Here is a 19,711-nt window from a genome sequence, read left to right on the forward strand (position 1 = left end):
GCGACGCTGCGCGGTCGGCTCCCGTCCCCGACCGACGCTTTCGACGGCAGGCCGACGCCGTTTTGCCGACCGCGTCGCTAGCGCGGCTATGACAGCTCCCTCCGTCCTCGCCGTCTCCGGCAGCCTCCGCGACGAGAGCTACTCCCGGACGGCGCTACGGTACGTCCTCGAGGCCGCCGCCGAGGCCGGCGCCGAGACGCAACTGCTCGACCTCCGGGCGTACGACCTCCCCGTCTACGACCCCGACGTCGACGGCCAGGGCGACGGCGAGGCCGCGATGGAACTCGTTCGCGAGGCCGACGCGGTCGCGCTGGGAACGCCCGTCTACCACGGCTCCTACTCGGGGGCGCTGAAGAATTTTCACGACTACTGTGGGTTCGACGAGTACGAGGACACCACCGTCGGCCTGCTGGCGACCGCCGGCGGGGGGAGCTACGGCTCGACGCTCGATCACCTCCGGATCACGGTCCGGGGCGTTCACGGCTGGGTGCTCCCCCACCAGGTCGGGATCCGGGGCGCCTCGAGCGCGTTCGAGCCCGACCCGGAGGCGATCGACGGACGGGCGTTCGTCGACGGGAAACTCGAGGAGCGCACCCGAAAGCTCGGGCGGATGCTCGCCGAGTACGCCTTCATCGAGCCCGACGTGAGCTCGCCGCGGACGGACGCGAGCGACGAGTGAGGAGGGCGTCCGTTCGATCGCAGTGATCCGACGGCGAACTGCGATCCGAAACCGTGCGAGGTCTTCGTGAGTGACGCGGGACCGACAGTCCCGCGTACCGTGCGAATAGTGCGAGACCTCCGGTCTCGCATACCATGCGAACGGGTCTGTGACCCGTGAGCAGATGAAACGAGCGAACGGCTTGCCAGAGCGTGCTCTGCCAGTGGACGAGCGAACACCGCGAGCGAGGCAGCTGGGAAGGGCGTGGAAACCCACGTTAGCAGCGGGAGGGCGTTGTATTCAGGTGACTAAACGCTACCTTGATAGCGCTGGAAATATCGGTCTTGGATAGTGGCTCGGCACAATTTCACGCTCCCAAACAGCGGGAGCAGAGAAGCTCTGCTACTCCTTGGGGGGTTGTATATCGCGTCTGCGATTGGGTATCCCCTCGCAATAGACTCGCCGATTGGAATCGATCTGACTATGACGATTCTGGTCGGCGTGCCGGGCCTCATCCTCGCTACTGGCGGATACTGGTTGGCTCGGTCCGAGATCCGGTCTGAAGTCTACTCCGGTGTCGTCACGTGGTGTCTTGGCGGAATTGGAGTCATGCTTGCTCTTCTCGGTCTCACGGCCCTTGCTGCTGGGTTGAGAGATCCGCTCCAGAACACCCTCATCCTCACGGCGATCGGGAGCGTTGCCGGGTTCGCCGCGGGTATCCACGATGCACGGGCCAAAACCCGCGAACTCGAACTAGAAGAGACGGTGAAACAGCTCAAAGCTTCGAACGAACGCCTCGAGCAGTTCGCCTATGCTGCATCTCACGATCTCCAGGAACCGTTGCGAATGGTGTCTACGTATTTGCAACTGGTTGAGCGCCGGGCTGACGACGAGCTGTCCGATGAAACCGAAGAGTACCTCGAGTACGCCGTCGACGGTGCCGACCGAATTCGAGAGATGGTCCGAGGACTGTTGGAGTACTCACGGGTCGAACGGGAGGGTGAGCCGTTCGAGTCGGTCGACCTGAACGTCGTTGTCGAAGACGCCCTCGAGGACATGCAAATGAGGATCGAGGAAAGTCGGACCGAGGTCGTGACGGACACGCTCCCCCGGGTTCGAGGCGATGCTAATCAGTTACGGCAGGTGATCCAGAACCTCGTGGACAACGCCATCAAATACAGCGGGGACGAACCGCCGCAGATCACCGTCTCTACCGACCGGAACGGGGCGATGTGCGAGGTCTCGGTTCGCGACGAGGGCATCGGCATCGACCCCGAGGACCAGGAGCGTGTTTTCGAGGTGTTCGAGCGACTGCACACCCCAGACGAGTACCCCGGAAGCGGGATCGGGCTCGCCGTCTCGAAACGGATTATCGAACGCCACGGTGGCGATATCTGGGTCGAATCCGAGCGGGGTGACGGAACGACGATCACGTTTACACTGCCCTCGGCGGAAACAGCGGATCAGTGATCCCCCCCTTCGGTCGATATCGCCGCATCGGGACGAACTGACGCCGAAGCTGGTTCACGAAAACGCCCCGCCGCTCCCGGTTACGTTTCAGGCGAAGACGGCTGTCCGTACGAGAGTCATAAATTCGTCGGGATCGGCAGGTTTGGTAATAAAATCGTCCTCGTCGATTTCCTCTCGATCGAAATCGACGTCTCTCTCTTGTGCACTGGTGACGATGATTACTCGAACGTGATCGAGAGCAGGATCGCTTCGGATGGTATCGAGGACCTGAGTGCCATCGATTTTTGGCAAGTTCAAATCGAGGAGAACGGTATCGAGATGGGGTGCACCGTGAAACTCGCTTTGTCGCCGAAGGAAATTGAGCGTTTCCTTCCCATCCCGTGTGACGTGGAGGGTACTGGCTGTTTCCCGAAGCGCCTCCTCGACGAGGCGAACATCACCGGGGTTGTCCTCCACGAGGAGGATCTCGGTATCCGTTTCAGCCTGTTCACTCATCTTCCCGCTGCTTTGAGCCACGTCCCAAAAAGGATACCCGTGAGATCCGGGTGGATCCACCGCTATCGTGTACAGTTCGCACTCTCCACACGCTACGAGCACTCCGCAGACCGATTCATCACTCGAGTCCGACCAGCTCCTCCTTCTGTCGCCGCGTCAGCTGCTTGATCTCGTACTCGCGGGACATCGCCGCGGACTTCGAGTCGTACCCCTCCCGGTAACACAGCTCCACGGGGGTCCGTCCGCGGGTGTACTTCGCCCCCTCGCCCGCGTCGTGTTCGGCGACGCGGCGCTCGAGGTCGGTCGTGTAGCCCGTGTACAGCGAGCCGTCGGCGCACTCGAGGACGTAGACGACGTGGTCGGCCTCGGCCATCGCTCGAGGGTACGGAGTCGACGGGCAAAAATCGTCGCGTCGGCAGCTAGGGGCGGGGTCCGGCCGTGGTCTATCGGTGACGGTACTCGAGCGTGTCAGGAGCCGCGAGCCCGTTCTCTCGCGGCCTCCGCGATTCCGGCGTTCGCCGAACAGCTGATGCAGGCGTGAATCTCGCCGCGCTCGTCGGCGAACACCCGAGCGAACCGTTCGGAGACGTGCGCATCGCAGTGGTCACAGGTAGGCATTGTCGTGCCGGCCTCGGCCGGCACCGAAAGATAGCCAGTATACGAATAAAAGTGCTTCCCCAAACGCTGTTTGGCTTTCCGTGATCGGAAGAATATTTTCCCGAATCGCGGTTACGTCCGGGCCCGATCGAGCGCCCGCGCGATCAGGGTCGCCTGTGCTCCCGCGACGAACCCGGCGTCGACGTTGACGACCGACAGGATCGTACAGGACTGGAGCATCCCCGCCAGCGCCGCCTCGCCGTTGCCGGCGTGGCCGTACCCGCTCGAGACCGGGACCCCGATCACCGGCGAGTCGACAAGGCCGGCGACGACGGTCGGCAGGGCGCCCTCCCGGCCCGCGGCGACGATCAAGACGTCGGCCTCGCGGAGTCGCTCGAGCTGGTCGAGCAGGCGATCGAGCGCGGCGACGCCGACGTCGTCGACCCGGTCGATCGTGACGCCGGCGTCCCGGCAGACCGCCGCGGCCTCGTCGGCGACCGGCCCGTCGACGGTGCCGGCGGTGACGATGCCGACCGTCGCGTCGAGGCTCGGTCGCTCGGCGTCGGCGGCGCGAACGAGGACGGTGGTACTCCAGCGCTCGAGGGTCGCGTCGGGGAAGGACTCGAGCAGGTTCGACTCGAGGGCTTCGATCTGGGTGTCGTCGGCGCGGGTGATCAGCGCCCGCCCGGTCGTCTCGAGTGCGGTCTCGGCGAGGGCGACGACCTGCGGGGCGGTCTTGCCCGCCGCGAAGATGCCCTCCGGAATGCCGCGGCGTTGCTGGCGAGCCGCGTCGAATCGTCCCGCCTCGCCGGTGACGTACCCGTTGAGTTCGGCTTCGGCCTCCGCCGGCGACAGCGAGCCGTCGGCGACGGCCTCGAGGAGTTCGCGCATACCCGACCTGGGGCGTGGACCCACTCGAATCCGTCGACCCGTTCCGGCGAAGCGCTCGCGAGCGGAAACGCGCGCGAGCGGACCCAGACCGCGCGCGAGCCGGAGTTCACGGTTCGGTCACAGCGAGTGCGGTCCGCGAAGTTCATCAACCATATATTTTCCGGTGGAATTTGCGCGCCAAACAGGCGAACGAACCGCTGCAGCCCCGGTATACCCCGTCATAACCAGAATACTTATAATGGGGAAACGGGAACGAACACACCGTATGGCAGACCTTATCGTCAAAGCCGCTGTGAAGGAAGCGCTCGATGACAAGAACGTCGCCTCGGACTTCTACGACGCGCTCGACGAGGAAGTCGACCAGCTTCTCGAGGACGCGGCTCGCCGCGCCGAGGAGAACGACCGGAAGACGGTCCAGCCGCGCGACCTGTAAGGTCGACAGTTCGAACGTTCTTTTATCCTACAACGGGACGATAGTCCCGACCGTAGTCGTCGATGGCGGTCCGGGGCTGCTACCGCCGCTGTTCGAGGTACTCCCGCGTTTGTCCGGTGAGGACGTACTCGCGCTCGCCCAGCGCCTCGATCGACGCCGCGCCGGTGACGAACATCGCCGTCCGGAGCTCGAGTTCGAGCGTCTCGAGCAGGTCGACGACCGCGTCGGCGCCCCGTCCCGCCGGGGCGAGAAACGGCTTCGCGAGTCCGCCGGCGCTCGCGCCCATCGCGATCGCTTTCGCGACGTCGAGTCCCGATCGAACGCCGCCGCTGGCGACGACGGTGTCGTGTTCCGCGGCGGCCTCGAGCGTGCTGACCGCGGTCGGAACGCCCCACGCGCGGAACAGCTTCCCGATCTGCTCCTGTCGGTCGGCGCCGACCGCGGCGGCGCGGTAGGACTCGATCCCCGACCACGTCGTTCCGCCCTTGCCGGCGACGTCGATTGCGTCGACGCCGGCGTCGGCGAGCCGTCGGGCCGTCTCCCGGGAGATGCCGTTGCCCGTCTCCTTGACGACCACCGGGACCGAGAGCCCCTCGGCGACCCGTTCGATCTCGGCGAGACAGCCGCGAGCGTCGACGTCGCCCTCGGGCTGGACCGCCTCCTGGAGGAAGTTGAGGTGGACGGCCATCGCGTCGGCGTCGATCATCTCGACGGCCCGCTCGACGTCCGCGAGGTCGTACCCGAGTAGCTGGGCGGCGCCGACGTTACCGTAGAGGACGGCGTCGGGGGCGGCCTCGCGGACGACGGTGTAGGACTCGAGCAGCGCCTCGTCGTCGAGTTCGAGGCCGGCTCGCTGACTGCCGACGCCCATCGCGACGTTCGTTCGCTGGGCGGCCTCGGCCAGCGCTCGGTTAATTTTCGTCGTGTTGGGGTGGCCCCCGGTCATGCTCTCGATGACGATCGGCGCGGCGACCTCGGCGCCGAACAGCGTCGTCGACGTGTCGATCTCGTCGCGGTGGATCTCGGGGAGGGCCTCGTGGATCAGCTCGACGTCCTCGAACCCGGTACCCTTCGTTTCGACGTCCTCCTCCTCGATGATACGGATGTGGTCGTCCTTGCGATCGGCCGTCTCGGTCATCGCCTAGTAGGGCAACGAGGACCGTGAAAAGCGATCCGTTCGCCGCGCGCGAGTCCGGGGCCGATTTTTTGAGCGTCGCCGTCCATTCCGAAACCGACGATGCTCCGCAAACTGCTGATCGCGTTCGGAATCTTCGAGATCGCAATGCCCCAACCGGTGATCGACGCCTGCGAGCGGATCGGGCTGGAGAACCCCGAGGAGGCCCGGCTCCGTCCGCGGGCGCTGTGGGGCGCCCGGCTCGAGGGGGCGCTGTTCGTCTGGGTGCTCGCTCGCCGGGAGTCGGGCGCGACGATCGCCAACCGGCTGCTCGCGCTGGCCGGGATCGCGCTCGTGCTCGTTCCCCAGCCCCTCGTCGAGCTGAGCCAGCGGCTGGTCTACGAGAACGTCGACGACCTCGAGCCGAAACCGTGGGTGAACCCGGCGGCCCGGCTGCTGGGCGTGTTGTACCTGACCGTCGCGTCACTGTCGACGATCGGGAGCGACGGGAACGAAGAAGAGCCGGCGCGGAACTGACCGTCGCCGTCAGTAGCGTCGAACCTCGACGCCGTCGGCCGTCCCGACGTAGGTCGTGTCGGCGACGTCGACGAACAGCCCGTGCTCGACGACGCCGGGCAGCGCCGAGAGCCGCGTTGCAAGCGTCGTCGGGTCCTCGATCGGACCGAAGTCACAGTCGAGTACCAGGTTCCCGTTATCGGTGACGACGGGGCCGTCCTTGCACGCAGCTTCTCGCAGCGTCGCCTCGCCGTCCAGTTCGTCGACCCGTTCGGCGACGACCGTGTGGGCCTCGGGAAGCACCGCGACCGGAACCGACGCCTCGAGTCGGTCGGTCAGCTTCGAGGGGTCGGCGACGACGACGAACCGGTCGGCGCTTTCGTCGACCAGCTTCTCGCGGGTGTGGGCGGCGCCCCCGCCCTTGATCAGCGTCCCGCGGGCGTCGCCACCCTCGAGGACGCGGTCGGCGCCGTCGATCGCGAGGTCGACGCCCGCGACGGCGTCGAGTTCGGTCAGCGGGATTCCCGCCTCGAGGGCCAGTCGTCGGGACTGAAACGAGGTTGCGATCCCACGAACGTCGAGCCCGTCGTCGACGGCCCGCCCGATCGCCTCGATCGCGTGGGCGGTCGTCGACCCCGTACCGAGCCCGACGACGAACCCGTCCTCGACGTCCTCGGCCGCGCGCTCGCCCGCGCGTCGCTTCGCCGCGTCGGAGCCGCCCGTCGTCTTCATGGCTGATGTGGCGGGCGGCGGCGGGAAAAACGTTGTACTTCGACGTCAGAGGTCGACCGAGTCGAACCGCAGGACGCCGAGCGCGAGCGGGACAAGCGCCCAGACTCCGAGGACGACGAACCCGAACCAGGGACGGGCGGCCAGCGGGAGCTCGTCGCCGCCGTACATCCCGCTCATCGTCAGCCCGGACTCGCCGAGGACGGCCCCTAGCGCCGAGCCGTAGGCGGCGTCGGGCGACAGCGAGAGCAGCGTCACGTACCAGTCGGGGAACTCCTGGACGAGGAACTGGCCCTCGACGGCGTACAACAGGAGCTGCACGAGGATCGACCAGGCGAACCAGAAGAAGACGATCAGTCCGAAGGCGCCGATCGCGGCCTTCGTCGTCGACCGGGTCAGCGAGGAGAGTCCGACGCCGATGCAGACGTAGACCAGCCCGAACAACAGCGTGACGAGCGTAAAGCCGAGGTAGTCGACGGGCGAGACCGACCCCACGAACGCGAACAGACCGACCAGTCCGACGGCGAACCCGACGAGAATCGAGACGCCGACGACGCCGGTCCGGCCGAGGATCTTCCCGACCACGACGTCGCGGCGGGTGTGGGGCAACCCGAGCAGGAACTTCAGGCTCCCGCTCTCGCGCTCGCCGGCGATCGCGGCGTAGCTGACCACGAGCGCGATGATCGGGACGAGATAGCCCGCGGGCGTCTGGAGGGCGATGATGAGATCGAGCGTCGTCTCGGCGCCGCCCTCGAACACCTCGGCGGCCCAGGAGGCTATGTACGCCCCGCCGACGGTGAAGAGGCCGAACAGCACCGTCAGAACCAGCAGCGTCCGCGAGCGCACGGCGTCGCGGAAGTCCTTCTTGGCGACGGCGATCGCGCTCACAGCGCCACCTCTCGTTCCTCGGCGGTGTAGGCGACGAACAGGTCCTCGAGCGAGGACTCGTCGGTCTCGAAGTCCTCGACGGTGACGCCGTGGTCCTCGATCGTCCGCAGGACGGTCGTCTTCGCCTCGTCGGCGACGCGTACGACGAGCGTCGTCCCCTCGGCTTCGACCTCGGAGACGCCGTCGATCGACTCGACGGTCGACAGCGCAGTCTCCGAGTTTTCGGGGATCCGATCGAGCCGCACGCGAAGCCGGGTCCGGTCGGGCACCGCGTCCTCGAGGCCGGCGATGGTATCCTCGGCGATCAGCGTCCCGTCCCGGAGGATCCCGACCCGATCGCAGATCGCCTCCACATGACCGAGAACGTGTGAGGAAAAGAAGACAGTCGCACCGCGTCGGTTCTCCTCGCGGATGATCTCGCGCATCTCGCGGGCGCCGTTGGGGTCCAGTCCCGTGGAGGGCTCGTCTAAGATCAGCAGGTCGGGTTCGCCGACCAGCGCCGTCGCCAGCGTGAGCCGCTGGGCCATCCCCTTCGAGTAGCCCCCGGCCTTCCTGTCGGTGGCGTCGGCGATTCCCACCCGTTCGAGCAGGTCGTCGGCGTCGTCGTCGGCCTCCTTCGACTCGATGGCGAACTCCACGTGCTGGCGTCCCGTCAGTCGATCGTAGAGTTCGATCCCCTCGGGCAGGATGCCGGTTCGCTCGCGGATCTCGAGGCTCGAGTCCTGAGCGTCCCGACCGAACACCGATACCTCGCCTGCAGTCGGACGAATGAAATCGAGTATCAGGTTGATCGTCGTCGACTTCCCCGCCCCGTTCGGGCCGAGAAAGCCGTACACCTCGCCCTCGCGGACCGTGAGATCCAGTCCCTCGAGGGCCAGTTCGTCGCCGTACCGCTTCGTCACGTTCGAGATGTCGATTGCGCTCACTGTCGTAGTCACCGCCACTTTAATTAGCTATCGTATATGTTTTTCGTAGAATACTAACACGCTATCGGGCTGCGGGACGGCGATTGCGGGGACCGTCTCCGGAATTCGAACCTTTTTCGGCCGGGCTGTCGATGGGAACCCATGGCACGATCGGGCATCGGGGCCGAAACCGACGAGGGGACCGCCGTGCGACTCGAGGACGTCCGGAAGATCTACCAGCTCGGGGAGCCGGTTCACGCCCTCGACGGGGTCGACCTCTCGATTCGGCGGGGATCCTACACCGCGATCATGGGGCCGAGCGGCTCCGGGAAGTCGACGCTGATGAACCTGGTGGGCTGTCTCGACACGCCGACGGAGGGAACCGTCGTCGTCGACGGTGCGGACGTCGCCGCGCTTACCGACCGCGAGCGAACCGCCCTCCGCGGAACGACCGTGGGATTCGTCTTCCAGACGTTCAACCTCATGCCCCGGCTGACCGCCCTCGAGAACGTCGCGCTGCCCCAGCTGTTCCGGGGGATCGACCGGGACGAGCGCCGCGAGCGGGCCCGGGAGCTGCTCGAGCGCGTGGGCCTCGGCGACCGCACCGACCACCTGCCGAAGGAGCTCTCGGGCGGGCAGCGCCAGCGGGTCGCGCTCGCGCGGGCGCTGGTGAACGATCCGGCGATCGTACTGGCCGACGAACCCTCCGGGAACTTGGACACCGAGACCGAGGCGGAGGTCCTCGACCTCTTCGGCGAGTTCCACGACGCGGGGACGACGCTGGTCGTCGTCACCCACGAGCGCCACGTCGCCGAGCGCGCCGAGCGAATCGTCCACCTGCTCGACGGGAAGATCGAGCGGATCGAGGAACTCGGATCGGCGGGCGAGCCCGGCGATCCGGCCGACGACGCTAGGGAGGATCGATGAACCCCCTCGAGAGCCTGCGGCTGTCGTGGCGCTCGATCCGGGGCCACAAGCTCCGCTCGGCGCTGACGACGCTCGGCATCGTGATCGGGATCGCCGCGGTGATCGCGTTCGTCACGCTGGGCGCGAGCCTGCAGGCGGGGATCGTCGGCGACATCAGCCCGGACGACCAGCGCAACGTCTACGGCTGGGCGGCCGACCCCGACACCGAGGGCGGGCCGCTGGCGGGCGCTCAACCGGTCGTCAGCGGGGACGACCTCGAGACGATCGAGGGGTTCGAGGCCGTCGACGCCGCCTACGGCTACGCGCCGATCCAGAGTCAGGCGATCTCGAACGGCGACGAGCGCGTCGCCCAGGGCGACGGGGTGATCGCGACCGGGCCCTCCTACATCCGCGAGGAGAACCTCCGCGAGGGCAGGCAGTTCGAACAGGGCGAGCGCGAGGCAGTCCTCAACCCCGCGGCGGCGGGCCAGTTCGAGGAGAACGTCAGCGTCGGCGACGAGATCGCGATCGCGACCCTCGGGGGGCAATCGACGACCGCGGAGGTGGTCGGAATCACCGACAGCAACGAGGGGTTGAGCCCGTTCGAGGGGTTCGAATCCTCCCCGCGGCTCTACGTGCCGACCGATCCGTACTACCTCGAGCAGGCCGACGCCGCCGGACTCGACGGCGGCGAGGGACCGATCGGTCCCGCGGGCGGCGCGAACGAAACCGAAGCCGACGGCCAGGGAGCCAGCGAAGCGAACGGGAGCGACGGAACCGTCGAAACGAACGCGGAGACCGACGGCGGCGACGTGCGCTTTCTCGCCGTCGTCGTCGAGGCACCCTCCGCCGACTCGGCCGACGTCGACGCCGCCCGTGAAGCCGCGATCGACTACCTCGAGAGCGACGAGTCCGACGCCAGCGAGTTCCTCGGCGACGAACTCGCGATGACGTTCCAGACCAGCGCCGAGTTGCTCCAGCAACTCGAGGACGTCCTCGACCTGTTGCAGAACTTCATCGTCGGGATCGCGGCGATCTCTCTGCTGGTGGGCTCGATCGGGATCGCGAACATCATGCTCGTCAGCGTCACCGAGCGAACCCGAGAGATCGGGATCATGAAGGCCGTCGGGGCCCAGAACCGCGACGTACTCGGGCTGTTCCTCGCCGAGGCGGTGATCCTGGGCGTCGTCGGGGCGATCCTGGGGACCGCCCTCGGGCTGGTCGCGGGCTATCTGGGCGCGTGGTACATCGACCTCCCGCTGGTCTACCCCTACGAGTACGTGGCGCTCGCGGTCGGCGTCGGGCTCCTGGTCGGGATCCTCTCGGGGCTGTACCCGGCCTGGCGGGCCGCCCGGACGGATCCGATCGACGCGCTCCGATACGAGTGACTGTTAGCCTCGCTCGTCGGGATCGTCCCCGCGTCGCCGCGGCGGGTCCGACCATCCGGATGACGGACGGTCGGGTTCGAGGTCGGAGTCTGCGCTCTCGGATTCCGGATCGTCCGCGCGCGCCGGTTCCGTGCGACCGCGCTCGTTCGGCCGTCGGGACGGCGCTCGAGACGTGGGGTCGGTCGACGTGCGATCGCGTCTCCGGGCGCGACCGTCGCTCGAGCGGTCTCGGTCCATCCCGATCGTCTCCCGCGTTCGCGCGTGCCGCGTCGGGTACTTCCGCGCGAGGTAGGCTCCGAGATACCCGCCGAGCAGCGAGAGGCCGACGGTGTAGACGAACGCGAACAGGACCCCGACGAGGATCAGCAGGACGACGAACGCAAAGCCCTCCGCGGGCGCGGCGGCGACGCCGAACCCGAACCCGACGAAGCCGATCCCCAACACGGCGGCCGCGGCGATCGGGACGAACGCGATCGCGCCGGCGAGGGCGCCGACGATCGCTCCGTCGCGGTCGTTCGGCCCCTCGAGGAAGCCAGCGACGGCGCCGCCGATAACGGTGGAAAAGGGGATGAACGAGAGGACGATACCGACGATCGCACCGATGATCGCGTTGATGACCGTTCGGCCACTGACCATGCGGGCTCGACGACGGGCAGGGGGAAAACCGTTGGGAGGGGTCAAGAGCGTCGCGAGCGGAACCGATCGAGACCGACCTCGAGCATGTCGGGGCTGACGGGCTGGAACTCGCCGTCGTCGGGGAGGTACTCCCGCACCGAGTCCCAGCTGTCCCGGGCGTAGCGCTCGTCGAGCAGGACCCGGACGCCGACGTCCTCGGCCGAGCGGATGACCCGGCCGACCGCCTGGCGGGCCTTCCGGACCGCCGGGATCGTCAGCGCGTACTCGAACCCGTCGCCGAAGGCGTCGTCGTAGGCCCGGCGCACGGCCGTCGTCCGTGGGCTCGACGTGTTGACGATCGGGACGCCACAGACCACGGCGGCCGCGAGGCGGTCGCCGCTGTAGTCGACCCCCTCGGTGAGCGTTCCCCGCAGGCTCGTGACGAGCACCTTGCCCTCGCCCGCGAAGAACTCCCGTTTGAGCGACTGGGTCCGCTCGTCGTCGCTGGCGGCGTCGAGCAGGACGGGTTTCTCGATCCGATCCTCGAGGGCGCCCGCGATCCACTCGGCCTCCGCGTAGCTGGGCATCCCGACGAGGACGTTGCCCGGGAGGCGGGCGACCGTCGCGACGGCGTCGGCGTAGTGGGTCCGCGTCGCGTTCGAGTCGCCGGGACGGCCCCGGTTGTCGTAGGTGTACTTGGGCGCGGCGACCGCGAAGCTCTCGCGGTTCTCCCCGGGGAAGTGCAGGCCGTAGCGCCGTTCGACGATCGGCCGATCCCGCTCGTCGGCGAGGTAGTCCAGCCCCGTCACTTCGGTGAACGCCTCGACGGGCTCGAGGGTGGCGCTCATCAGGATCCCCCCGCCGAACGCCGCCAGGCGGTCGCCGATCGCGTCGCTGGGCACGCAGTTGTGCAAAGCGAGCCTGGCGGTGTAGACACGCCGCCAGGAGTCGGCCGGCTCAGTCTCGTCCCAGGTGCGCTCGAGTTCGATCTCCCGGAAGTAGTCGGTGTGGTCCCGGCGGTACCACTCCCCGAGGACGCGGCCGACGGCGGGTGCCGCGCGGGTTCGGTCCTCGTCTTCCGCCTCGTTTAACACGCGCTCGACGACGGCACCGACGTTCTCGGCCCGGACCCAGACGGCGTCGCCGTACCCCGCGTCGGCGGCCCACTCGGTGAGATCGTCGACGGCAGGCTCCTGGGGGTCGCGCAGTGGAATCTCCGCATCCGAGAGCTCGGTCGGGCTCGACTGCCACCCCCGGTGGTTCCGGTCGAGGTGGGCGGTGACGCGGCGGTCGAGTTCGTCCCGGAGGTCCCGAACGAACTCGAGCGTACGCGAGAGTTCCTCGACGGAGACGTCGATCTCCTCGAGTTCACCGCGAACGAGGTCGGCGTCGGCCGTCTTCGAACCGCCCTGTGCCTGGCGACCCTCGCGTTCGAACCTGATCGGCTGGAGCACTCGAGAGAGCTCCGTCTCGGCGTCCCGCAACGTCCCGTCGGCGACGCCGTCGCTGACCAGATCGCGCACGCGGGGCTCGAGCATGTGGGCCTCGTCACAGACGACGAACGTCGAGTCGTCGAGCAGAGCGCCCGTGAACGCGGTCGTCGTGGTCGGATCGAACGCGTGGTAGTAGTTGCCGACGACGACCTCGACGTGGCCCAGCGCGGCGCCCATCACGGAGTGGGGACAGGTGCCGTGACGGACCGAGCGCGCGACGAGGTCGTCGGGGGTCAACATCCCGGCGTCGGTGAAATCGAAGGGGACGGCCTCGGCGGGGTCGCCGTCGTCCTCGTCGGGCAGGTCCTCGAGGTACTGGGCGTAGAACGGGCAGTACTCGGTCTCGGCGCCGACCGCGCCGCCGTCGCCGTAGGTCGGCATCTCCGGCGGGTAGGCCGCGGTCTCCCCGGCGGTCTCGAGGAATCGTCCCGTCGCTCCCGTCGCGCCGCTGTCGGCGAGACCGGTCTGTTGCTGGCGGGCGCGGGCGGTCAGCGTGCCCGCGGTCGTCTCGCCGCCCTCGCCGGTAAGCTCGCGGGTGCGATCGCGCAGACTCTCGCAGCGGTCGTAGACATTGCCGTCGTCGATCCCGCCCGCGCCCGCGCGGTTGTACGGGCAGACGTCGGCCTTCCCGACGAGGGTCAGCCCCGAGACGGGGTTCCAGTCGTCGGGGAGGTTCGCGTTGATCGTCTCGAGGTCGGCCTCGAACTGGCGAAGCTGCTGTTTGACGCTCGTGAGGACGAACACGCGCTCGTAGTCGGTGTCGGGATCGCGAACGAGGTCGATCCCGGCGGTGAGCGCGATCATCGTCTTCCCGGTGCCGCAGGCGCCCTCGACGACGGTGTAGCCGCCGTCTCGAGCGGTGTCGATGGCGGTCTCGATACCGTCGACCTGCTCGTCGTAGGGCTGGGGGTGGCCGAAGATCGAGCGCCAGTCGGTCATTCCTGCCGTACTCATCGTCGGTCGCTCATAGCGTTGACGGACCGTAGCCGCGGCTTCGGATATAAACTTCGGCAGGGACCGACGACCGATCGCGTCAGCGGCTCCGAGAGTCGGTCGCCAGCGCGATCGACCGCTCGAGCAGGCGCTTGACCGCGAGCAGCGAGTCCCGGAGCACCGGCGCGCCGTCGTAGAGCCACAGCAAGCCGGCGATCCCGGCCAGCCCGAACTGGAAGAGGAGGTACGGCGAGAGGTCGCCCGACAGCAGCTGGAAGAGGTACCGGAAGAAGTACACGAAGAACTGGTCGACCACGCCGATGCTCGTCTCGCGAGCGTAGAGCTGCGCCTGATCCTGCTCGAGGGGCCACAGGAGGACCCAGAAGCTGAGGTGGCCGTCTCGGAGGTAGCCGTCGAGGACGTCGGCGGGGAGGTGCGCGAGGTAGCCGAGGGCGAAGGCGAGGCCGGCCCGAAATCTGCCTCGGGACCGCGCGAGCGCGCCGACGGCGATCGACAGGGGAACGGCGAAGAAAATCGAGTGGCCGATCGCGTAGCCAACCTCAAAGATCTCGAACTCCCAGGCCAGGGGCTTGTCGATCAGGTCGGGGAGGACGGAGGCGAAGACGATCGCGAACGCCTCGAGCCCGCCGGGCGAGTCGCGGTAGTAGGCGTGACAGAACAGCGAGTACGCGACGTATCCGACGATCGCGTGTTCCCACGGCCACATACCCGTCCTCGGCCGCCGGGGCTAATAACTCTTCCTGGGTAGTTAGTAACAATCGGCGGATACGTGAAGCGTTCGGCGCCGGAGCACAACGCCTTCCCCGTTCGATTCCCAACCGACCGTATGAGCGATTCGATCGACGTCGACGAGTGGCGCGCGGAACTCGAGTCCAAACGCGCCGAGAAGGACGACTTCTTCGCCGAGCACCCCCAGTCGCCGGTACCGCCCGAGGACCGCGACGGGTTCGAGGGACTGGAGTACTTCGAGCCCGATCCGACCTACCGGGTGACCGCGACCGTGACCGCCCACGACGATCCCGAGGTCGTCCTGATGGACACGACGGCGGGCCGCGAGATGCGGTACCTTCGGGCCGCGACGCTCGAGCTCGAGTTAGATCGAGAGGACGACGACCTCGAGGACGGCACGTTCGAGCTGGCGGCCTACCAGCTCGAGAGCCCGAACGAGGAGCCCTACTTCGTCCCGTTCCGGGACAAGACGACGGGCCAGCAGACCTACGAGGGCGGACGGTACATGGAACTCGCTGCGGATCGGGACCTCGAGACCGGCGACGAACTGGTCGTCGACTTCAACCTCGCGTACACGCCATTTTGCGCCTACAGCGAGACGTTCGACTGCCCGCTGCCGCCGGAGGAGAACTGGCTCGAGGTGACGATTCCGGCGGGCGAGCGGTTCGAGTAACGCGGACGACCGGTCGGCGGGTTCGGGTCGACGGATTCGGATCGGCCGTCTCGGGCCGACCGTTTCGGCTCGAACCCGGGGTCAGGGCGCGACCCCGACCGTGAGCAGGGTGCCGTACTCGCGGTAGCGCTCGACCATCGCCTCGCGGGTGTCCCACTCCTCGAGGGGGAACTCCGCCTCGCTGGGGATGGCGATCTCCCGATCCGGAACGTTGTCCTGTTCGGCGACCGAGAGACCCGCCGCGCGGAAGGCCTCGCGGTACTGGTCGCGGTCCCAGCGGGTCATCTCCACGGCGATGTTCTCCTGCCACTCGTGGGAGTGGACGTTCTCCTCGTAGTAGTTGACGGCGCAGTAGAACGTGCCGCCCGGCCGGAGGATCCGCGCGATCTCCTCGAGGGTCTCGTGGGGACCGGCGGCGTAGTAGAAGGCCTCCATCGACCAGACGTGGTCGATCGAGTCGTCGTCGAACGGCAAGGCGCCGAAGTCGCCGACGACGTAACCCACCTGCGGATCGTCGGTGTAGCCCGCGGCGTTGCGGGCCATCTCGGGCGAGCCGTCGAGCCCGTAGACCCGCCCGGCCTCCTTGGTGTCCCGCAGCGCGCGGCCGGCGTAGCCGCTGCCGCAGCCCAGATCGAGGACGGTATCGCCAGGCTCGACGGGCATCCGCGCGAGCGCGTGCTTTGCGGTGTGCCAGTGTCGTTCCTCCATTCCCCTGTCGCGGCCGCTCGTAGCCCACTCGTCGAACTCTTCGCGTACGCTCATACCGATACGCATTCCCCAGAGGATCAAAACGGGTTCGGCTCTCGACCGGAACGCTATCGGCAGATTCTTTAGGCTGGCCTAAAAAGAGAGAAGTGGAGAGGTGTCGGACGGCCGAAATCCGTGGGCATCGGAGGCGGGCCGAGCGAGAAACCGTAGCGATTCCAACCTCTCGATCCTTCTCGTCGAAGCCGAACCGAGCCAGCGACAGCGCCATCCACCGCCGATCGATCGTCTCCGACGGAGCGGCCGGGCCGTCTCGAGGACCCGTTTCCGTCTGCGAGGTGACGACACGGGCCGGATTCGGCGGACTCGAGCGCGGGCGTCGCGTGCTGCCGGACGACACATCCGCAGAACTAAGTCAGTTCCGCCAATTGATCACGCAATATGGAGTACGAACTGGCGATCGAGGGGACCCCCGAGACGGTCCCCGGGGGCACCGGTATCCTTCTGTTGCACCCGAGCACCGGTGAGACCGACCGCATCGACACCGACTTTCTCAAGACCGACACCGACAACTTTCTGGTCGTCTCCACGCGAACGACCGCCCGCGAAGCCAGACAGAAACTCGAGTACTACGACGTCGACGAGACCCGCGCCGAAATTCTGGATACCCTGAGCATCGAACGGGGCTACTCGCGGCGATCCAGCGACACCGTCCACTACGTCGCCGCCCCCGACGACGTCGACGGCATCGTCGACCACATCGACGGGTTCCTCTCGGATCACGACGGGAAACTCCGGATCAGCTTCGACTCGGTGACCGAACTCGCCTACTACGCCGGCGAGGAGCGAGCCCTCGAGGCCGCCGAGCGCATCCTCGAACTGCTCGAGGAGCACGACGCCGTCGGCCTGTTCCACCTCTCGGAGGAACCCCACGACGAGGCGTTCGTCGAGCGGTTCCGCGAGCTGTTCGACGGCACCATCGATCTCGGCGAGGACGGCACCGTCGAGGCGGTGTTCTAGTCCTCGAGCGCGTCGAACGTCTTTTCGGCCCACGTCACCGCGTAGTCCGACCCGTGATCCCGGTAGGCGTCGGTGTCGAGCGCGGCGAACGGTGCCGGCAGCTCGAGCCCGTGTTTGATCGCGGCGCAGGCGAGTTCGGTCGCGTCCGCGAAGTCGGTCTCGCCACGGGCGACGGCTTCCGGCAGTCCGGACACCCGCTCCTCCAGCCGAGCGCCCGCGTCTCGCCAGGCGTCGGCCAGCCCCGGATGGGCGTCGTCCCACGCGGCGAACACCTCGCGCGTGCGAAGTCCCGTCCAGCCGTCGTACAGCGCCGCGGCGACCTGGTACGTGCCAGCCGGGTCGAGTGTCGTCGCCCGCTCGAGAGCGGGATACTCGTCTTCGAAAAAACCGATGAAGTGTTCGGGAACGCCCAGCCCGACCTCGACGAGCGCCTCCGCGAGCAGAAAGTCGAGAAACGGTTCGGGCGATCCCTCGACACGAGGTTTGACGATGATCGTCGGCGGGTCGGTCTGGCGGGTCCAGGCGATGCTTCCGTCGCCGGGCATCCCGACCGTGAAGTCGCCGCTTGCGTAGCGGGCGAGCAGCTCCGGGACGTCCTCGGGGAGCCACGCGGCCGGGTACGTCGCCGGCTCGAGCGAGTCCACGAGCAGTCCGAGCTCCTCGGCCTGGGCCGGGGGAAGCGTCTCGAAGTCGCGCTCGCAGTCGACGACGACGGCGTCGGGCGCGTGTTCCTCCCGGACCGCCGCGACCGCGCTCGAGAGTTCTCGAGCGGCGAACATTAGACGAGAACGGTCTGGAAAATGATCAGGACCGACAGCAGCGCCGACGCGGCGATCGTGGCGAGAACGGCCTTGGTTGGGGTACTCATGTTCGGAGGCTATCGGCCGCGTCGCTTAAATCCATCTGTCTCGGTCGAAATCGCGACCCCGCGAGGGCTCGAAGCGAGGGCGACGGCTCGTCGTTCGAGGACGCAATCGTCCCGACGGGGGCGGCGCGACCCCCCGACGGTCGTTCGCGCACCGTCGGTTCGACTGCAACGCTTCGCCGGAACGGGGCGCTTCGGGAGGCGGTACTCGAGGTTACAGTCGAAACGAGGGGGTCGGGCTCACTCGTCCGCGTCGTCGTGCCAGGATTCGGGGACGTCGATAACGTAGCGGCCGTCCTCCTGGAGCGAGATGATGTACTCCTCACGGTTGTACAGTTCCATGAGGTTGAGTTCGTACTGTCCGGGTCGGAGGATCTTGATGCTCTCGAACTGTTCGTTGAGCTCGGCTCGGAGCTCCTCGATCGATGGCCGTTCGCCGGAGGGCTCGCTGACGACGCGACCGTCGTCGGGCGTCCGCTCGCGTTCGCCGTCGTCGATCGGGTCGACCTCGGTGATGGGATCGCCCCGTCGGGCCGCGCTCGAGCCGGACGGAAGGTCGTCGGCCGGGACGACCTCGCTGCGGGCGCTGGCCTGGGCCGAATCCTCCGACTCCGCCATCGTCGCCGTCTCGTGCTCGCGCTCCCGCGTGTCGGTCGCCGAGTCCGATCGAGGGTCGGTCGCCGAGTCCGATCGAGGGTCGGTCGCCGAGTCCGATCGAGGGTCAGTCGCCGGTTCGTCCGTCGACCGCGTGGCGGAGCGGCCGTCGGCGTCGTCGATCGGCGTCTCCTCCGGCGCGAAAGAGCGGTCCTCCGGTCGACGGGCCGAGTCTGGCCACTCGGCGAACGAATCCCCGTCGCGGTCGGCGTTCGCCCCGTCTCGGTTCCCGGCCGGGGACGTGTTCGAGTCGGCCGCTGTCGTCGGATCGTCCTCCTCGAGATCCGTCGAGTCGGCACTGGCCGCGGGCTCGTTCGCGGCCGACGAGTTCGCCGCGTTGTCGGTCGACTCCGTCACCGATTCGGAAGAGACCCAGCTGCGGACGGTGTCGGCGGCCCGGGATGCGACGCCCTCGGACGCCGTTTCGGATCCGGAACCCGCCTCCTCCCTCGTCTCCGATCGATCCCCGCCGGCTCCGGAGTCGGCGGTCGTCGAGTCCGGGTTCGGCGCGAACTGAAACTTGTTCCCGCCACAGTCCGGACAGCCCGAAAGCATCTCCTTGGAGCCGTCCGGAAACGTGTGACCGCAGTTCGTGCACTGGTGGGGCATTAGTTGCGGGACACGAGCGCGCTGATCAGGGTTTCGTCCTTGTGAAGCGTCTCGATCTGGTTCGCCGGACCGATCACCGTCAGCTTCGCCGCCGATTCGTTCGAACCCATGAGCCGACCGAGCAGCGACGAGTCCTTCGTCTCGGATTTGGGGTAGGTCTCGATCTCGATCCCGTTGAAGCCGGCGTCGGGACTGATCTCGGCCATCGTCATCTCGATGAGCTTGCTCTCCTCGTCGGGGGTCAGCCCCTCCTCGAGGATGACGATGTTCCCGTCGTGAACGCCGTCGAGGATCATGCGGATCTTCTCCGTGGAGGCCAGCGACTCCATTCGCTCGCCGCTGATGAGGTCGATCTGTACGCCGTCACCGTCGGGATCGTCCGGGTTAGTTGCCGTAGGCACGAG

At 67.5% G+C, this 19,711-nt stretch carries 23 protein-coding genes; 8 read left to right on the plus strand and 15 right to left on the minus strand.

The genetic code is table 11. From position 1 onward, the window contains the following. Positions 1–88: 88 nt before the first annotated feature. The gene (locus GWG54_RS02315; protein ID WP_167936240.1) at positions 89–679 is read left to right on the plus strand and encodes an NADPH-dependent FMN reductase; all 591 of its coding nucleotides are present in this window, start codon (positions 89–91) and stop codon (positions 677–679) included. A gap of 330 nt (positions 680–1,009) precedes the next feature. After that, entirely contained in the window at positions 1,010–2,128 is a 1,119-nt protein-coding gene (locus GWG54_RS02320; protein WP_167936241.1) for an ATP-binding protein, read from the plus strand. Between the two features lie 87 nt (positions 2,129–2,215). Here GWG54_RS02320 and GWG54_RS02325 read toward each other — a convergent pair whose 3' ends face one another. From GWG54_RS02325 to larB, 4 genes are all read right to left on the minus strand, one after another. Next, on the minus strand, positions 2,216–2,623 hold the full coding sequence (locus GWG54_RS02325) for a response regulator (RefSeq protein ID WP_167936242.1): 408 nt from the start codon (positions 2,621–2,623) through the stop codon (positions 2,216–2,218). A gap of 118 nt (positions 2,624–2,741) precedes the next feature. Beyond that, positions 2,742–2,996: a GIY-YIG nuclease family protein gene (locus GWG54_RS02330; RefSeq protein ID WP_167936243.1), complete on the minus strand. Its 255-nt coding sequence runs from the start codon at positions 2,994–2,996 to the stop codon at positions 2,742–2,744. Between the two features lie 95 nt (positions 2,997–3,091). Further along, a complete protein-coding gene (locus tag GWG54_RS02335; RefSeq protein ID WP_167936244.1) occupies positions 3,092–3,241 on the minus strand; it encodes a hypothetical protein in 150 nt (49 codons plus the stop codon). 111 nt (positions 3,242–3,352) lie between these two features. Continuing rightward, positions 3,353–4,111: a nickel pincer cofactor biosynthesis protein LarB gene (larB, locus tag GWG54_RS02340; RefSeq protein WP_167936245.1), complete on the minus strand. Its 759-nt coding sequence runs from the start codon at positions 4,109–4,111 to the stop codon at positions 3,353–3,355. Positions 4,112–4,376: 265 nt separating this feature from the next. On the opposite strand from larB, the gene GWG54_RS02345 reads away from it, so the two are divergent. After that, positions 4,377–4,544, plus strand: a complete 168-nt coding sequence (locus GWG54_RS02345) for a DUF1931 family protein (protein WP_005554854.1) — start codon at positions 4,377–4,379, stop codon at positions 4,542–4,544. Positions 4,545–4,623: 79 nt separating this feature from the next. On the opposite strand, the gene fni is transcribed toward GWG54_RS02345, so the two are convergent. Then, entirely contained in the window at positions 4,624–5,682 is a 1,059-nt protein-coding gene (gene fni / locus GWG54_RS02350; protein ID WP_167936246.1) for a type 2 isopentenyl-diphosphate Delta-isomerase, read from the minus strand. Positions 5,683–5,781: 99 nt separating this feature from the next. Between fni and GWG54_RS02355 the strand changes: the two genes are divergently transcribed. Beyond that, on the plus strand, positions 5,782–6,195 hold the full coding sequence (locus tag GWG54_RS02355; RefSeq protein ID WP_167936247.1) for a hypothetical protein: 414 nt from the start codon (positions 5,782–5,784) through the stop codon (positions 6,193–6,195). 9 nt (positions 6,196–6,204) lie between these two features. Here the strand turns inward: GWG54_RS02355 and rpiA are convergent, their stop codons facing one another. From rpiA to GWG54_RS02370, 3 genes are read right to left on the minus strand one after another with little or no spacing between them, the layout of a single operon-like run. Beyond that, positions 6,205–6,906 carry a ribose-5-phosphate isomerase RpiA gene (rpiA, locus tag GWG54_RS02360; RefSeq protein WP_167936248.1) on the minus strand — a complete coding sequence of 234 codons (702 nt, stop codon included), beginning with the start codon at positions 6,904–6,906 and terminating at the stop codon, positions 6,205–6,207. A 45-nt stretch (positions 6,907–6,951) separates the two neighbouring features. Then, on the minus strand, positions 6,952–7,791 hold the full coding sequence (locus GWG54_RS02365) for an ABC transporter permease (RefSeq protein WP_167936249.1): 840 nt from the start codon (positions 7,789–7,791) through the stop codon (positions 6,952–6,954). Then, a complete protein-coding gene (locus tag GWG54_RS02370) occupies positions 7,788–8,717 on the minus strand; it encodes an ABC transporter ATP-binding protein (protein WP_167936250.1) in 930 nt (309 codons plus the stop codon). Before GWG54_RS02370 ends, GWG54_RS02365 begins: the two co-directional genes overlap by 4 nt. A 141-nt stretch (positions 8,718–8,858) precedes the next feature. Here GWG54_RS02370 and GWG54_RS02375 point away from each other — a divergent pair, with 141 nt between their 5' ends. Both GWG54_RS02375 and GWG54_RS02380 read left to right on the plus strand, forming a co-directional pair. Further along, positions 8,859–9,623: an ABC transporter ATP-binding protein gene (locus GWG54_RS02375; protein ID WP_167936251.1), complete on the plus strand. Its 765-nt coding sequence runs from the start codon at positions 8,859–8,861 to the stop codon at positions 9,621–9,623. After that, a complete protein-coding gene (locus tag GWG54_RS02380; RefSeq protein ID WP_167936252.1) occupies positions 9,620–10,990 on the plus strand; it encodes an ABC transporter permease in 1,371 nt (456 codons plus the stop codon). The genes GWG54_RS02375 and GWG54_RS02380 overlap by 4 nt, the downstream gene beginning before the upstream one ends. A 3-nt stretch (positions 10,991–10,993) precedes the next feature. Here GWG54_RS02380 and GWG54_RS02385 read toward each other — a convergent pair whose 3' ends face one another. The 3 genes from GWG54_RS02385 to GWG54_RS02395 all read right to left on the minus strand — a co-directional run bounded on the left by GWG54_RS02385 (position 10,994) and on the right by GWG54_RS02395 (position 14,758). After that, positions 10,994–11,626, minus strand: coding sequence for a DUF5518 domain-containing protein (locus tag GWG54_RS02385; protein ID WP_167936253.1), 633 nt, complete (start codon positions 11,624–11,626; stop codon positions 10,994–10,996). Between the two features lie 41 nt (positions 11,627–11,667). Beyond that, positions 11,668–14,037 carry an ATP-dependent DNA helicase gene (locus tag GWG54_RS02390; RefSeq protein WP_167936281.1) on the minus strand — a complete coding sequence of 790 codons (2,370 nt, stop codon included), beginning with the start codon at positions 14,035–14,037 and terminating at the stop codon, positions 11,668–11,670. A gap of 94 nt (positions 14,038–14,131) precedes the next feature. Further along, positions 14,132–14,758: a metal-dependent hydrolase gene (locus tag GWG54_RS02395; protein WP_167936254.1), complete on the minus strand. Its 627-nt coding sequence runs from the start codon at positions 14,756–14,758 to the stop codon at positions 14,132–14,134. A gap of 120 nt (positions 14,759–14,878) precedes the next feature. On the opposite strand from GWG54_RS02395, the gene GWG54_RS02400 reads away from it, so the two are divergent. After that, positions 14,879–15,454: a DUF1684 domain-containing protein gene (locus tag GWG54_RS02400; RefSeq protein ID WP_167936255.1), complete on the plus strand. Its 576-nt coding sequence runs from the start codon at positions 14,879–14,881 to the stop codon at positions 15,452–15,454. Between the two features lie 81 nt (positions 15,455–15,535). Here GWG54_RS02400 and GWG54_RS02405 read toward each other — a convergent pair whose 3' ends face one another. Beyond that, positions 15,536–16,216, minus strand: coding sequence for a class I SAM-dependent methyltransferase (locus GWG54_RS02405; protein ID WP_167936256.1), 681 nt, complete (start codon positions 16,214–16,216; stop codon positions 15,536–15,538). A gap of 384 nt (positions 16,217–16,600) precedes the next feature. Here GWG54_RS02405 and GWG54_RS02410 point away from each other — a divergent pair, with 384 nt between their 5' ends. After that, complete coding sequence (locus tag GWG54_RS02410) at positions 16,601–17,179, plus strand: hypothetical protein (protein ID WP_167936257.1); 579 nt, start codon at positions 16,601–16,603, stop codon at positions 17,177–17,179. On the opposite strand, the gene GWG54_RS02415 is transcribed toward GWG54_RS02410, so the two are convergent. The 3 genes from GWG54_RS02415 to GWG54_RS02425 all read right to left on the minus strand — a co-directional run bounded on the left by GWG54_RS02415 (position 17,176) and on the right by GWG54_RS02425 (position 19,708). Beyond that, positions 17,176–17,958 (minus strand): hypothetical protein, encoded by a 783-nt coding sequence (locus GWG54_RS02415; RefSeq protein ID WP_167936258.1) that lies wholly within the window; start codon positions 17,956–17,958, stop codon positions 17,176–17,178. The genes GWG54_RS02410 and GWG54_RS02415 overlap by 4 nt on opposite strands. 326 nt (positions 17,959–18,284) lie before the next feature. Continuing rightward, on the minus strand, positions 18,285–19,307 hold the full coding sequence (locus tag GWG54_RS02420) for a Zn-ribbon containing protein (protein WP_167936259.1): 1,023 nt from the start codon (positions 19,305–19,307) through the stop codon (positions 18,285–18,287). Further along, positions 19,307–19,708, minus strand: a complete 402-nt coding sequence (locus tag GWG54_RS02425; protein ID WP_049892749.1) for a DUF2073 domain-containing protein — start codon at positions 19,706–19,708, stop codon at positions 19,307–19,309. The genes GWG54_RS02420 and GWG54_RS02425 overlap by 1 nt, the downstream gene beginning before the upstream one ends. Between the last annotated feature and the right edge of the window lie 3 nt (positions 19,709–19,711).

The sequence above is a fragment of the Natronococcus sp. JC468 genome, assembly GCF_012163165.1.
GTDB lineage: Archaea > Halobacteriota > Halobacteria > Halobacteriales > Natrialbaceae > Natronococcus > Natronococcus jeotgali.